The 13510-nt window shown below is 59.6% G+C and carries 11 protein-coding genes and 5 tRNA genes; 10 read left to right on the forward strand and 6 right to left on the reverse strand.

Annotated features, from left to right (window positions below; genetic code table 11):
• Window positions 1-3: 3 nt before the first annotated feature.
• Complete coding sequence (locus AC06G5_RS09685; protein WP_413421538.1) at window positions 4-285, reverse strand: BrnT family toxin; 282 nt, start codon at window positions 283-285, stop codon at window positions 4-6.
• Window positions 286-539: 254 nt separating this feature from the next.
• On the opposite strand from AC06G5_RS09685, the gene AC06G5_RS09690 reads away from it, so the two are divergent.
• Window positions 540-2057: a nucleobase:cation symporter-2 family protein gene (locus tag AC06G5_RS09690; RefSeq protein WP_413421540.1), complete on the forward strand. Its 1518-nt coding sequence runs from the start codon at window positions 540-542 to the stop codon at window positions 2055-2057.
• 133 nt (window positions 2058-2190) lie between these two features.
• Here the strand turns inward: AC06G5_RS09690 and AC06G5_RS09695 are convergent.
• A tRNA-Asn gene (locus tag AC06G5_RS09695) sits at window positions 2191-2266 on the reverse strand.
• A 227-nt stretch (window positions 2267-2493) separates the two neighbouring features.
• On the opposite strand from AC06G5_RS09695, the gene AC06G5_RS09700 reads away from it, so the two are divergent.
• Window positions 2494-2724 (forward strand): hypothetical protein, encoded by a 231-nt coding sequence (locus AC06G5_RS09700; RefSeq protein ID WP_108217803.1) that lies wholly within the window; start codon window positions 2494-2496, stop codon window positions 2722-2724.
• On the opposite strand, the gene AC06G5_RS09705 is transcribed toward AC06G5_RS09700, so the two are convergent.
• Window positions 2721-2930, reverse strand: a complete 210-nt coding sequence (locus AC06G5_RS09705; protein ID WP_046038165.1) for a hypothetical protein — start codon at window positions 2928-2930, stop codon at window positions 2721-2723. The two genes, AC06G5_RS09700 and AC06G5_RS09705, sit on opposite strands and share 4 nt — an antisense overlap.
• A gap of 231 nt (window positions 2931-3161) precedes the next feature.
• The gene (locus tag AC06G5_RS09710) at window positions 3162-4358 is read right to left on the reverse strand and encodes an amino acid aminotransferase (RefSeq protein WP_413421543.1); all 1197 of its coding nucleotides are present in this window, start codon (window positions 4356-4358) and stop codon (window positions 3162-3164) included.
• Between the two features lie 335 nt (window positions 4359-4693).
• Here AC06G5_RS09710 and uvrB point away from each other — a divergent pair, with 335 nt between their 5' ends.
• Entirely contained in the window at window positions 4694-6709 is a 2016-nt protein-coding gene (gene uvrB / locus AC06G5_RS09715) for an excinuclease ABC subunit UvrB (protein ID WP_413421544.1), read from the forward strand.
• A gap of 144 nt (window positions 6710-6853) precedes the next feature.
• Here the strand turns inward: uvrB and AC06G5_RS09720 are convergent, their stop codons facing one another.
• Together AC06G5_RS09720 and AC06G5_RS09725 are read right to left on the reverse strand one after the other, a co-directional pair.
• Window positions 6854-8404, reverse strand: coding sequence for an MDR family MFS transporter (locus tag AC06G5_RS09720; RefSeq protein ID WP_480459331.1), 1551 nt, complete (start codon window positions 8402-8404; stop codon window positions 6854-6856).
• The gene (locus AC06G5_RS09725; RefSeq protein WP_480459332.1) at window positions 8394-9482 is read right to left on the reverse strand and encodes an HlyD family secretion protein; all 1089 of its coding nucleotides are present in this window, start codon (window positions 9480-9482) and stop codon (window positions 8394-8396) included. Before AC06G5_RS09725 ends, AC06G5_RS09720 begins: the two co-directional genes overlap by 11 nt.
• Before the next feature lie 241 nt (window positions 9483-9723).
• On the opposite strand from AC06G5_RS09725, the gene gltX reads away from it, so the two are divergent.
• From gltX to AC06G5_RS09760, 7 genes are all read left to right on the forward strand, one after another.
• Window positions 9724-11205 carry a glutamate--tRNA ligase gene (gltX, locus tag AC06G5_RS09730; protein ID WP_413705325.1) on the forward strand — a complete coding sequence of 494 codons (1482 nt, stop codon included), beginning with the start codon at window positions 9724-9726 and terminating at the stop codon, window positions 11203-11205.
• Window positions 11206-11408: 203 nt separating this feature from the next.
• Window positions 11409-11484, forward strand: a tRNA-Ala gene (locus tag AC06G5_RS09735).
• 79 nt (window positions 11485-11563) lie between these two features.
• Window positions 11564-11639: transfer RNA gene (locus AC06G5_RS09740), tRNA-Glu, on the forward strand.
• A gap of 53 nt (window positions 11640-11692) precedes the next feature.
• A tRNA-Ala gene (locus AC06G5_RS09745) sits at window positions 11693-11768 on the forward strand.
• Window positions 11769-11848: 80 nt separating this feature from the next.
• Window positions 11849-11924, forward strand: a tRNA-Glu gene (locus AC06G5_RS09750).
• 183 nt (window positions 11925-12107) lie between these two features.
• Window positions 12108-12647, forward strand: a complete 540-nt coding sequence (locus AC06G5_RS09755; RefSeq protein ID WP_007986938.1) for a TetR/AcrR family transcriptional regulator — start codon at window positions 12108-12110, stop codon at window positions 12645-12647.
• Window positions 12648-12676: 29 nt separating this feature from the next.
• The gene (locus AC06G5_RS09760) at window positions 12677-13510 is read left to right on the forward strand and encodes an alpha/beta fold hydrolase (RefSeq protein WP_413421550.1); all 834 of its coding nucleotides are present in this window, start codon (window positions 12677-12679) and stop codon (window positions 13508-13510) included.

Consider the following 13510-nt stretch of genomic DNA (forward strand, 5'->3'; position numbering starts at 1 on the left):
CGGTCATGCCTCCAGGTACTGACGGCGTTCGCTTTTGGTGGCGATGCGCGCGGAAATGATTCGAACGAAATTCGGATCGCGCCAGGTGTACGCGACGACCAGCAAACGGCCTTTGGCATCCAGCCCCATGGTGATCCAGCGTTGTTCATCATGGTGGTTGTCCTCGAGGGTCAGCGCTCGTTCGTCATGGAATACCGGTTCGGTCTCTGCGAGGCTGATGCCTTGGTGCTTGAGTTTGTTGGCTGCGTTCTTTGCCTTGTGGAACTGAATCTCGAATGACTTCATTATGCATACTTTATATGTATGTGAAAGAGGTGGCTTTGCTGATGAGCGCCAGGAGCCGAAAAGACTAGTCAGCAACAGGGGTTGCCCGGGAAGGGATGTGTTTCAAGGTTTCAGGCGGGGGCTGCGCTTGTGGCAACCAGGGGAAATGGACAGGTATCCATTTTGTGACTGATAAGTTGTATACAACTCTATAGACATTTGTCCTGACTATTGCATACAGTGTGCGCATAACAAAAACCAGGGAACCCCCTACCATGAAAACGCCCCATGTTTCACACCAACGGCCCGAGGACGAAAATCTTGGGATCGGCGCGAATATGGCTTATGGCCTGCAACATGTTCTAACCATGTATGGCGGTATCGTCGCGGTGCCATTGATTATCGGCCAGGCGGCCGGGCTCTCGCCGGCGGACATCGGTTTGTTGATTGCTGCTTCATTGTTTGCGGGGGGGCTGGCAACGCTGCTGCAAACCCTGGGTTTACCGTTTTTTGGTTGTCAGTTGCCGCTGGTGCAGGGCGTGTCCTTCTCTGGCGTCGCGACCATGGTGGCGATTGTCAGCAGTGGCGGGGAGGGCGGGTTTCAGTCGGTGCTGGGCGCGGTCATAGCGGCGTCCCTGATCGGATTGCTGATAACACCGGTGTTCTCGCGCATCACCAGGTTTTTCCCGCCGCTGGTGACCGGCATCGTGATTACCACCATCGGCCTGACGCTGATGCCGGTAGCCGCGCGCTGGGCCATGGGCGGCAACAGTCACGCGCCGGACTTCGGCAGCATGGCGAATATCGGCCTGGCGGCGGTGACACTGGTGCTGGTGCTGCTGCTGAGCAAAATCGGCAGTGCGACCATCTCCCGTCTGTCGATTCTGCTGGCCATGGTCATCGGCACGATCATCGCGGTGTTCCTCGGCATGGCGGATTTCTCATCCGTGACCCAGGGCCCGATGTTCGGCTTCCCGACGCCGTTCCACTTCGGCATGCCGACCTTCCACTTCGCTGCGATCCTGTCGATGTGCATCGTGGTGATGGTGACGCTGGTGGAGACTTCGGCGGATATCCTTGCCGTCGGTGAGATCATCGGCACCAAGGTTGACTCCAAGCGCCTGGGCAACGGTCTGCGCGCCGACATGCTGTCGAGCATGTTCGCGCCGATTTTCGGTTCCTTCACCCAAAGCGCCTTTGCCCAGAACGTCGGGCTGGTGGCGGTCACCGGCATCAAGAGCCGCTATGTGGTGGCAACCGGCGGTCTGTTCCTGGTGATCCTCGGCCTGCTGCCATTCATGGGCCGGGTCATCGCCGCCGTGCCGACCTCCGTACTGGGTGGCGCCGGCATCGTGCTGTTTGGCACCGTTGCGGCCAGCGGCATTCGGACCCTGTCCAAGGTCGACTACCGCAACAACGTCAATCTGATCATTGTCGCCACCTCCATCGGCTTCGGCATGATCCCGATCGCGGCGCCGAACTTCTACGATCACTTCCCAAGCTGGTTCGCGACCATTTTCCATTCGGGCATCAGCTCTTCGGCGATCATGGCCATCGTGCTGAACCTGACCTTCAACCATCTCACTGCCGGTAACTCCGACCAGCAATCGGTCTTTGCGGCCGGTACCGAGCGGGTGCTGCGTTATCAGGATCTGGCAGCGTTGCGTGAAGGGGACTATTTCAGCGACGGTAAACTGCACGATTGCGACGGCAAGGAGATTCCGGTGCTGGATTCGGAACACGGCGTGGCAGAACCACGGGCGGTGCACGTCAAAAGCAGTGAACACGTCTGACGTTCACGGCAACTGAAAAGGGCCGATCTGTTGAATAGACAGATCGGCTTTTTGCTTTTCAGGAGTTGGCTTTTCAATCGGCCACAAAAAAGCCCCTGGATCTTTCGATTCAGGGGCTCTTCGATGTTGCGTCTGGCTCCACGACCTGGACTCGAACCAGGGACCCAGTGATTAACAGTCACTTGCTCTACCAACTGAGCTATCGCGGAATGGCGCGTATCTTACTGATTCAAAAAGAGAAGTCAAGCATCGAATAACAATTTGAGTGAATCATCGGGACGGACGGTGGTTTGGCGGCGATTGGCGGTTACCAGGATCGCCCCAGAGGTCTACCATGGCCGCCCGGAAGTGGTGACACGCGCTGCCGGCCATTCGCCGAAAAGGTACGCGCCATGAATCATTTGACCCTCACACCTCTACACCATGGGGTGTACCCATGAGCATCTCTCAGATCAGCCTGCCCAAAGGTGTCGGCCCTCACGCCGAAAAGTTGTTCGACGCCATCACTCAGGCCGGCACCGCTGAAGCATTGAACCGCGCGGGTGGCAAGGCCGAAGGCTTCGTCCTGGGCCTGGAAAGCACTAAAGCGATCAAGAGCCAGGTCGCGGAATCGCTGTATGTCGCCTACGACGACGCTGCCAGCCAGCGTGCGAGCGAACTGGCTTAACCGCCGAAGGTAATCGTGCCAAGCATCAGTTTGGCGTAGAGCGCCGTGGCACCCAATTGCACCAGCCACAGGGCCAGGCCGCCGAGGAATACACCGGCAGCGACTTGCATTACCAGGTTGTTGCCACGTTTTGTCGGGGCGCGGGGGATGAAGTGATCCAGGTCATCCAGGTCATCGCGGTCGGCGCGCAGGTCATCGTTTTTCATGTGGGTTCTCGGGAATGCTTGGTACATAAATCCTGTGGGAGCGGGCTTGCTCGCGAAAGCGGTGGGTCAGGTTGTACAAGTATTGAATGTGCTGCCGTCTTCGCGAGCAAGCCCGCTCCCACATTTGACTTGTGTGGAGTTTAGAGGGCTGGGTCGTTGTGTTGAGAATTATCTGTGACAAATAAAAAACGGGAAGCCCAAAGGCTTCCCGTTTTTCATTTCAAGGCGTCATCAGATGACTTGGACGATAGCGTCCGTCACAACCTTGATGTTGCTCTGGTTCAGCGCGGCCACACAGATGCGGCCGGTGTCCAGGGCGTAGATGCCGAACTCGTTGCGCAGACGGTGAACCTGTTCAACGCTCAGGCCGGAGTAGGAGAACATGCCACACTGACGACCGACGAAGCTGAAATCGCGCTGCGGCGCTTTTTGTGCCAGCAGGTCGACCATCTGGGTACGCATGCCACGAATGCGCAGGCGCATTTCGGCCAGTTCGGCTTCCCACTGGGCGCGCAGTTCCGGGCTGTTCAGCACCGCAGCGACAACGCTGGCACCGTGGGTCGGCGGGTTGGAGTAGTTGGTGCGGATCACGCGTTTGACTTGCGACAGCACGCGCGCGCTTTCTTCTTTCGATTCGCTGACGATCGACAGGGCACCCACGCGCTCGCCGTACAGCGAGAACGACTTGGAGAACGAGCTGGAAGCGAAGAAAGTCAGACCCGACTCGGCAAACAGGCGCACGGCCGCGGCGTCTTCGTCGATGCCATCGCCGAAACCTTGATACGCCATGTCGAGGAATGGCACGTGGCCTTTGGCTTTAACCACGTCCAGCACGTTTTTCCAGTCCGCCGGGCTCAGGTCCACGCCGGTCGGGTTGTGGCAGCAGGCGTGCAGCACAATGATCGAGCCGTTTGGCAGCGCGTTCAGGTCTTCCAGCATGCCGGCACGGTTCACGTCGTGGGTGGCAGCGTCGTAGTAACGGTAGTTCTGCACCGGGAAACCGGCGGTTTCGAACAGGGCGCGGTGGTTTTCCCAGCTCGGGTCGCTGATCGCCACAACGGCGTTCGGCAGTAGTTGCTTGAGGAAGTCAGCACCGATTTTCAGGGCGCCAGTACCGCCAACGGCCTGGGTGGTGATCACACGGCCGGCGGCGATCAGCGGCGAATCTTTGCCGAACAGCAATTTCTGCACAGCCTGGTCGTAGGCGGCGATGCCGTCGATTGGCAAGTAGCCACGGGAAACGTGTTGAGCGGCACGAATGGTTTCGGCTTCGACAACGGCGCGCAGGAGTGGAATTCGCCCCTCCTCGTTGCAGTAAACACCGACCCCCAGGTTGACTTTGTTGGTGCGGGTATCGGCGTTGAATGCTTCGTTGAGGCCCAGGATTGGATCGCGTGGTGCCATTTCGACAGCGGAGAACAGGCTCATTATTGCGGCGGCTCTGAATGGAGAGTGGAGGGACGTGTCGCGCTCCAGCCGAATGCACTAGAGCGGTGCACAAACGGGGAGCTAGTATAGAGGCCATCCGCGATCAATGGCGACAGGCGATTCGGCTTTTAAGGTAAGTTTTTCCGATTATTTTGCGACCGTTAGTCGAATGGCGTCGGCAAAGGTTTTGCGCGATGTAGGACGTTTGCCTTGAAAGCGCTGGCAATCGGCTCCACATTGAGCACAATCCAGTTTTTTCCTCGGGCGACATCGGTCGTTTGCGGTCTTTCTCGTTCATGCCGGTTTGGCCGGCAAGAGTGATCCAGAGGTATTTAATGTCTGAATTCCAGCTAGTCACCCGTTTCGAGCCTGCCGGCGATCAGCCGGAAGCCATCCGCCTGATGGTCGAGGGCATCGAGGCCGGGCTGGCGCACCAGACGCTGCTCGGTGTGACCGGCTCGGGCAAGACGTTCAGCATCGCCAACGTGATCGCCCAGGTGCAGCGCCCGACCCTGGTGCTGGCGCCGAACAAGACCCTGGCGGCGCAGTTGTACGGCGAGTTCAAGGCGTTCTTCCCGAACAACGCGGTGGAATATTTCGTTTCCTACTACGACTACTACCAGCCTGAAGCCTACGTGCCGTCTTCGGACACCTTCATCGAGAAAGACGCCTCGATCAACGACCACATCGAACAGATGCGTTTGTCGGCGACCAAGGCATTGCTTGAGCGCAAGGACGCGATCATCGTCACCACGGTGTCCTGCATCTACGGTCTGGGCAGCCCGGAAACCTATTTGAAGATGGTGCTGCACGTGGATCGCGGCGACCGGCTCGATCAGCGTGAATTGCTGCGACGCTTGGCCGACCTGCAATACACCCGCAACGACATGGACTTTGCCCGTGCGACCTTTCGCGTGCGTGGCGATGTGATCGATATCCATCCGGCGGAATCCGATTTTGAAGCGATCCGCATCGAGCTCTTCGACGATGAGGTGGAAAGCCTGTCGGCATTCGATCCGCTGACCGGCGAAGTCATTCGCAAGCTGCCGCGCTTCACCTTCTACCCGAAGAGCCACTACGTGACGCCACGGGAAACCCTGATGGACGCTGTCGAAGGCATCAAGGTCGAGTTGCAGGAGCGCCTGGAATACCTGCGTTCCAACAACAAGCTGGTGGAAGCCCAGCGCCTGGAGCAGCGCACCCGTTTCGATCTGGAGATGATCCTCGAACTGGGTTACTGCAACGGCATCGAAAACTACTCGCGTTATCTGTCCGGTCGCGAAGCCGGCGCGCCGCCGCCGACGCTTTATGACTACCTGCCGCCGGATGCCTTGCTGGTGATCGACGAGTCCCATGTCAGCGTTCCGCAGGTTGGCGCCATGTACAAGGGCGACCGTTCGCGAAAAGAGACGCTGGTCGAGTACGGTTTCCGCCTGCCCTCGGCCCTGGACAACCGGCCGATGCGTTTCGATGAGTGGGAAAGCATCAGCCCGCAGACGATTTTCGTCTCGGCGACCCCCGGCAACTATGAAGCCGAACACGCCGGGCGCGTCATTGACATGGTGGTGCGTCCGACCGGGCTGGTGGACCCGCAAATCGAGATCCGCCCGGCATTGACCCAGGTCGACGACTTGCTGTCGGAAATCACCAAGCGCGTCGCTCTGGAAGAGCGAGTGCTGGTCACCACGCTGACCAAGCGCATGGCCGAGGATTTGACCGATTACCTGGCCGACCACGGCGTGCGCGTGCGCTACCTGCACTCGGACATCGACACCGTGGAGCGCGTAGAGATCATCCGCGACCTGCGCCTCGGCACTTTCGATGTGTTGGTGGGCATCAACCTGCTGCGCGAAGGTCTGGACATGCCGGAAGTCTCGCTGGTAGCGATCCTCGATGCCGACAAGGAAGGCTTCCTGCGTTCCGAGCGCTCGCTGATCCAGACCATCGGGCGCGCGGCACGTAACCTCAATGGCCGGGCGATTCTGTATGCCGACCGGATTACCGGTTCCATGGAGCGCGCGATCGGCGAAACCGAGCGTCGCCGCGACAAGCAGATCGCCTTCAACCTGGCTAACGGCATCACGCCAAAAGGCGTGTTCAAGGACGTTGCCGACATCATGGAAGGCGCCACCGTGCCCGGCTCGCGCAGCAAGAAGCGCAAAGGCATGGCCAAGGCCGCCGAGGAAAATGCCAAATACGAAGCCGAATTGCGCACACCGGGCGAGATTGCCAAGCGTATCAAGGCCCTGGAAGAGAAGATGTATGCGTTGGCGCGTGATCTGGAGTTTGAAGCGGCAGCGCAAATGCGCGATGAGATTGGCAAGTTGCGGGAGCGGTTGATTACAGTCTGAGATTTGTGGTGAGTGTGCGGGCCTCTTCGCGAGCAAGCCCGCTCCCACAAGGTTCTGTGGCGTTTACAAAACCTGTGGGAGCGGCGGTGCGGCGATCCGACTTGCTCGCGAAGAGGCCAGTCAGGGCACTACAAGAAAGACTGACTAGTGCGCTTCGCCAGCCTTGAGGCCAGCCGGCAGTTTTTTGGTCAGCAACACCGCCACCATGCTGATCCCCAGCGCAATCCCGACAAAATGAAACGCATCGTTATAGGCCATGATCGACGCCTGTTGATGCGCTATCTCGCTGAGCTTGCCCAGTGCTGCGGTTTCATTGCCCAGCGTGTTGGTCAACGATGCCAGGCGTTCAGCCACCTGCGGATTGCTCGGCACGATGGATTCACGCAGGTAGTCAAAGTAGACCTTGGTCCGCGCATCCAGCAGCGTGGCGAGCAGGGCGATGCCGATGGCCCCGCCGAGGTTGCGCAGGATGTTGAACAGGCTCGACGCCGATCCCGCATCCTGGGGCAGGATGTAGGAGGTGGCGATCAGCGAGATGGTCACCATGATCAGTGGCTGCCCCAGGGCGCGGATGATCTGGATCTGATTGAACTGTGGCCCGGCAAAGTCCGGGTTCAGCACGCCCGAAGAGAAGCTCGCCAACCCGAACAGCCCGAAACCCAGCGTGCACAGCCATTTCGGCGAGACAAACTTCATCAGCTTGGGCACCAGCGGAATCAGAAACAGCTGCGGCACGCCCATCCACATGATCACTTCGCCGATCTGCAGGGCGTTGTAGTTCTGGATCTGCGCCAGGTACAGCGGCAACAGGTAGATCGAGCCGTACAGCCCGACCCCCATCCCGACGCTGGAAATACTGGACAAGCCGAAGTTGCGGTTGCCGAGGATGCCGAGGTTGATCAGCGGATTGGGTTTGGAAAACTGTACGATCACAAAGGTGATCAGGCTGACCAGCGCAATGCTGCCCAGGGTCATGATCAGGTTCGACTCCAGCCAGTCCTTGCGATGGCCTTCCTCCAGAAACACCTGCAGGCAGCCGAGTCCGACGCCGAGGGTGAGAATGCCGGCGTAGTCGGTGCTTTTCAGCAATTCCCAGTGCGCTTGTTTCTTCTCCAGACCGTACATCAGGCCGGCGATCATGATCAGGCCGGGCGGGATGTTGATGTAGAAGATGTATTCCCAGCCCCAGTTCTCCGTCAGCCAGCCGCCGAGGGTCGGACCTATGGAGGGGGCGAAGGTGGCCGTCATGGCGAACATGGCCATGCCTTTGGCGCGGTGGTGTTCAGGGAGCTTGATCAGAGTCAGGGTGAACGCCAGTGGAATCAGCGCGCCACCGGTAAACCCTTGCAGGGCGCGGAACACGATCATGCTTTCCAGGCTCCAGGCCATGGAGCAGAGCAGGGAGGCCGCGAGAAACCCGAGGGATACCCAAACCGCCAGGCGCCGTGCCGACAGCAGCTGCACGAGCCAGGCGGTGAGCGGGATCATGATGATTTCCGCCACCAGGTACGAGGTGGAGATCCACGAACCTTCTTCCAGGGTTGCCGACAGCGCACCCTGGATATCCTTGAGCGAGGAGTTGGTGATCTGGATGTCCAGCACCGCCATGAAGGCGCCGAGCATCACGCTCATCACCGCAATCCAGTCGCGCCGGGTCGGTTCGCCGGCCGGGCGGATCAGTTGATCACCGGCCATCGTCAGGGGCGTCTTTGCTGCTCACTTTGGTGGTGACGTCGTCAGGGGCGTCCTTGATGTTCACCTTGGCGGTCACCGACATGCCCGGGCGGATCTTGCCGCGCAGCGGGTTATCGGCGGCGAAGGTCAGTTTTACCGGAATCCGTTGTACGACTTTGGTGAAGTTGCCGGTGGCATTGTCCGGCGGCAACAGGCTGAACTGTGCGCCCGAGGCGGCGAACAGGCTGTCGACCCGGGCTTCGATCGGGGTGTCGCTGTAGGCGTCGAAGGTCAGCTCGGCTTTCTGCCCGGGCTGCATGTGGCCGATCTGGGTTTCCTTGAAGTTGGCCTGAATCCAGATGTCTTCGTCCGGCACGATCGACAGCAGGTAGGCGCCGGCCTGCACGAATTGGCCTTCGCGGGCTGCACGCTGGCCGATCAGGCCGCTGATGGGCGCGTGGATTTCGCTGCGGGTCAGGTTCAGTTCCGCCTGGGCGAGGTCGGTCCTGGCGTTGGCGATCTGCGCGTCGAGGCGTTTGATTTCGGCGGTCAGTGCGTTGACCTGCTGACGCTGGCTTTGCGCGTCCGCCTGGGCCTTGGCCAGTTGCGAACGGGCAATGTGGTTGTCGGCGGAGAGGGTGGTCACCCGTTCTTCCGAGACATAACCGGGTTTACGCAAGGTCTCGGCGCGGGTGAGGTCGATCTGCGAGCGACCCAGGCTGGCCTGGCTGGACTCAACTTGCGCTTCGCTGGCGGCAATCAGGCTGGCCTGCTGGGTCAGTTTGCTCTGGGCTTGCAGGCGTTCGGCCTCGCGGGTGGCGAGGGTCGCGCTGGCACGGTTGACAGCGAGTCGGAAGTCGTCGCCTTCGAGTTTGATCAGCAACTGGCCTTTCTCGACATGCTGGTTGTCCTGCACCAGCACCCGATCGATGCGCGCGCCCAATTGGCTCGACACACGGGTGATCTCGCCCTGGACATAAGCGTTGTCGGTGCTTTCATAAAAGCGCCCCTTGAAGAACCAGTGGGCAAACAGGCCCCCGCCAATCAACAGGACAATCAGCAGGAAGGTGAAGAGGCGACGCTTGAGTTGGGCAGGCATGGGCAAACTGTAGTCGAGAAATTGTAAGAGAAGTTATCAGCAGGCAAATCTGGCATACAGCCGATAAGCGGTAAATGCCATCGGCTGATATTCGGCCATTCACCGCGCCATACGGGCGTTACAGACGCAACCTTGGCTTAAATGCCCTGTTCGCTGGAGCCTGGCCTGTGTCGCCTGTTACCATTCGCCTCTTGTTTGACGTTCGCTTTGAACTTCGCTTTTTATCTTTTCGAGACATGCCATGACCACCGTCCGCACTCGCATCGCGCCATCGCCTACCGGGGATCCCCACGTAGGTACCGCCTACATCGCCTTGTTCAACTACTGCTTTGCCAAGCAGCACGGCGGTGAGTTCATCCTGCGGATCGAAGACACCGACCAGCTGCGTTCGACCCGCGAGTCCGAACAGCAGATTTTCGACGCCTTGCGCTGGCTGGGGATCGACTGGAGCGAAGGCCCGGACGTCGGCGGCCCGCACGGTCCGTATCGTCAAAGCGAGCGCGGCGACATTTACCAGAAGTACTGCCAGCAACTGGTCGACATGGGGCACGCCTTCCCGTGCTTCTGCACCGCCGAAGAGCTGGACCAGATGCGCGCCGAGCAGATGGCTCGCGGTGAAACCCCGCGATACGACGGCCGCGCGCTGCTGTTGTCCAAGGAAGAAGTCGCCCGTCGCCTGGCGGCTGGCGAGCCGCACGTCATCCGTATGAAAGTACCGAGCGAAGGCGTTTGCGTGGTGCCGGACATGCTGCGCGGCGACGTTGAAATCCCGTGGGACCGCATGGACATGCAAGTCCTGATGAAGACCGACGGCCTGCCGACGTACTTCCTGGCCAACGTGGTCGACGATCACCTGATGGGCATCACCCACGTATTGCGCGGCGAAGAGTGGCTGCCATCGGCACCGAAGCTGATCCTGCTTTACGAGTACTTCGGTTGGGAACAGCCGGAACTGTGCTACATGCCGCTGCTGCGTAACCCGGACAAGAGCAAGCTGTCCAAGCGCAAGAACCCGACCTCGGTGACGTTCTACGAGCGCATGGGCTTCATGCCCGAGGCGATGCTCAACTACCTGGGGCGCATGGGCTGGTCGATGCCGGACGAGCGCGAGAAGTTTTCGTTGCAGGAAATGGTCGACAACTTCGATCTGAAGCGCGTGTCCCTTGGCGGGCCGATCTTCGACATCGAGAAACTGTCGTGGCTCAACGGTCAGTGGCTGCGTGACCTGCCGGTGGAAGAGTTCGCCGCACGCGTGCAGAAGTGGGCGTTCAATTCCGACTACATGATGAAGATCGCGCCGCACGTGCAGGGCCGGGTCGAAACCTTCAGCCAGGTGGCACCGCTGGCCGGGTTCTTCTTTGCCGGTGGCGTGAACCCGGATGCGAAGTTGTTCGAATCCAAGAAGCTGTCGGGCGATCAGGTCCGCCAGCTGATGCAGTTGATCCTGTGGAAGCTCGAAAGCCTGCGTCAGTGGGAGAAGGACAGCATCACCGCGACCATTCAGGCAGTGGTCGAGTCCCTGGAGCTGAAGCTGCGTGATGCCATGCCGCTGATGTTCGCCGCGATCACGGGCCAGGCCAGTTCGGTGTCGGTGCTTGATGCGATGGAAATTCTCGGGCCGGACCTGACCCGTTTCCGTCTGCGCCAGGCCATTGACCTGTTGGGCGGCGTGTCGAAGAAAGAAAACAAAGAGTGGGAAAAGCTGTTGGGCGCTATCGCCTGACACGCTTGATGCAGGACTGATGGCCATTGTGTACGCCCGTCGTTGGGCGCGCAGTGGTCCTCAGACCCCCGATTTTTCGGGGGGAGGGCGGTAAGTGATTGTTATGTCGGCAAAAAATTTTAAATTTTTTGAAAAATAAGTTTGACAGGCTTTCGATACGCCCTTAAGATTCGCCCCGTCCTCAGCGATGACATCAACGATGAGGGGCTATAGCTCAGCTGGGAGAGCGCTTGCATGGCATGCAAGAGGTCGACGGTTCGATCCCGTCTAGCTCCACCAATTTACACTTCAAGGTCTGGCCACACCGGCCTTGAAGCGATCAACACTCAGCGTTGATCAGATGTATAGAAGGGTTTGCGTCCCCTTCGTCTAGTGGCCTAGGACACCGCCCTTTCACGGCGGTAACAGGGGTTCGAGTCCCCTAGGGGACGCCAGTTTTACAGAAGCGATGTTGCAAGATGTCGCTCCGCCGCGAGGCGAAAAATCCGGGGCTATAGCTCAGCTGGGAGAGCGCCTGCATGGCATGCAGGAGGTCAGCGGTTCGATCCCGCTTAGCTCCACCAATTTTACAGTTCAAGGTCTGGCCACACCGGCCTTGAATCGATCAGCTCTCAGCACTGATCAGTTGTATAGAAGGGTTTGTGTCCCCTTCGTCTAGTGGCCTAGGACACCGCCCTTTCACGGCGGTAACAGGGGTTCGAGTCCCCTAGGGGACGCCACGATTACCCGCTTTGCGGGATTTATAAGGGTCATTCAATTATTGAATGGCCCTTTTGTTTGTCTGGCGTTTGGCCAAATCTCCCATTTCTTTCCAGACTGTTCTTCAGACCAGCGGTCACATCCACGACTTGCGTAAAATTATTATGAGAATAATATTCTAGTCGTAATATTCGGAGGCAACGATGAACGATAAAAAAGCTCAAACCCGCGAACGCATCCTCAAGGCTGCCAGCGCAGCGCTGATTCAGCGTGGCCCGGCCGAGCCAAGTGTGGGCGAAGTGATGGGTGCGGCGGGCCTGACGGTCGGCGGCTTCTACGCACACTTCGAAAGCAAGGACGCGATGATGCTCGAGGCGTTCAAGCAATTGCTCAGTCATCGTCGCGACCTGATTGCCGACATGGACGCGGAGTTGACCGGCGAAGAGCGCCGCGCTCTGGTGGCTGCGTTTTATCTGTCGCGCAAGCATCGTGATTCCTCCGAATCGGCCTGTCCGATCCCGGCATCTGTCGGCGAACTGGGGCGGCTGCCGGAAGCCTTTCGTGTCGCGCTGAATGAGCATGTGGAAATGATGGTCGCGCAGCTGGCGGCCAGTCCTGAAGAAACCGAAAAAGCCCTGGCCGATATGGCCTTGATGGTGGGTGGGCTGGCTCTGGCGCGGGCGCTGGGGCCGGGAGAGCTGTCCGATCGATTGCTGCGCGCCGCCAAATCGGCAGTGCGCTGACCTGAAGGCTGCGGCCTGAGGAGAATGCGATGAGCGCGTTAAAGTGGGTTCGTGGCGTTAATGGCACCTTGGGCTGGTTTGCCCCGAAACTGGTCGCTAGCAAAATGCGACTGGCCTTCATGACTCCGCGGAATCTGCCGCCCCGTGACTGGGAGCTGCCGTTGTTGGCGAGATCCGAGCGCATTACCCTGCGGTTTGGTCTTTCGGCCCTGCGCTGGGGGCAAGGCCCGGCAGTGATGCTGATGCACGGCTGGGAAGGTCGGCCGACACAATTTGCCAGCCTGATCACCGCGCTGGTCGATGCCGGTTACTCGGTCGTCGCCCTGGATGGTCCGGCCCACGGCCGCTCACCTGGCAACGAGGCGAATGTGGTGCTGTTCGCCCGTGCCATGCTTGAAGCAGCTGCCGAGTTGCCACCCTTGCAAGCGGTCATCGGCCACTCCATGGGAGGCGCCAGTGCCATGCTTGCAGTGCAGTTGGGCTTGCGCACGGAAACCCTGGTCAGCATTGCCGCCCCGGCGCGGATTCTTGGCGTGCTGCGTGGTTTCGCCCGTTATGTGGGGCTGCCGCCGAAGGCCCGCTCGGCGTTCATTCGCCAGGTGGAGAGCGATGTCGGCATGCGCGCCGCCATGCTGGATGTTGCGCACTATCAGCTCGACATGCCCGGCCTGATCGTTCACGCCGAAGATGACAACTTTGTCCCGGTCAGCGAGTCGGAGTTGATCCACGAAGCGTGGTTCGACAGCCGCTTGTTGCGCTTGAAGGACGGTGGTCATCAGCGTGTATTGGCCGACCCGCGGGTGATTGATGGCGTGTTATCACTGCTGGCCGGTCGCAGTCTGCAATCGCGCCAATCCGCTTGA

It is taken from the genome of Pseudomonas sp. WT-JTC, assembly GCF_056711565.1.

What these genes read in the sequence shown, in the direction of transcription:
- AC06G5_RS09685 (WP_413421538.1), bottom strand. Translation starts at nt 285, where the DNA reads ATGAAGTCATTCGAGATTCAGTTCCACAAGGCAAAGAACGCAGCCAAC.
- AC06G5_RS09755 (WP_007986938.1), top strand. Translation starts at nt 12,108, where the DNA reads ATGAACGATAAAAAAGCTCAAACCCGCGAACGCATCCTCAAGGCTGCC.
- AC06G5_RS09705 (WP_046038165.1), bottom strand. Translation starts at nt 2,930, where the DNA reads ATGAAAAACGATGACCTGCGCGCCGACCGCGATGACCTGGATGACCTG.
- AC06G5_RS09720 (WP_480459331.1), bottom strand. Translation starts at nt 8,404, where the DNA reads ATGGCCGGTGATCAACTGATCCGCCCGGCCGGCGAACCGACCCGGCGC.
- AC06G5_RS09710 (WP_413421543.1), bottom strand. Translation starts at nt 4,358, where the DNA reads ATGAGCCTGTTCTCCGCTGTCGAAATGGCACCACGCGATCCAATCCTG.
- AC06G5_RS09760 (WP_413421550.1), top strand. Translation starts at nt 12,677, where the DNA reads ATGAGCGCGTTAAAGTGGGTTCGTGGCGTTAATGGCACCTTGGGCTGG.
- AC06G5_RS09725 (WP_480459332.1), bottom strand. Translation starts at nt 9,482, where the DNA reads ATGCCTGCCCAACTCAAGCGTCGCCTCTTCACCTTCCTGCTGATTGTC.
- AC06G5_RS09690 (WP_413421540.1), top strand. Translation starts at nt 540, where the DNA reads ATGAAAACGCCCCATGTTTCACACCAACGGCCCGAGGACGAAAATCTT.
- uvrB (WP_413421544.1), top strand. Translation starts at nt 4,694, where the DNA reads ATGTCTGAATTCCAGCTAGTCACCCGTTTCGAGCCTGCCGGCGATCAG.
- AC06G5_RS09700 (WP_108217803.1), top strand. Translation starts at nt 2,494, where the DNA reads ATGAGCATCTCTCAGATCAGCCTGCCCAAAGGTGTCGGCCCTCACGCC.
- gltX (WP_413705325.1), top strand. Translation starts at nt 9,724, where the DNA reads ATGACCACCGTCCGCACTCGCATCGCGCCATCGCCTACCGGGGATCCC.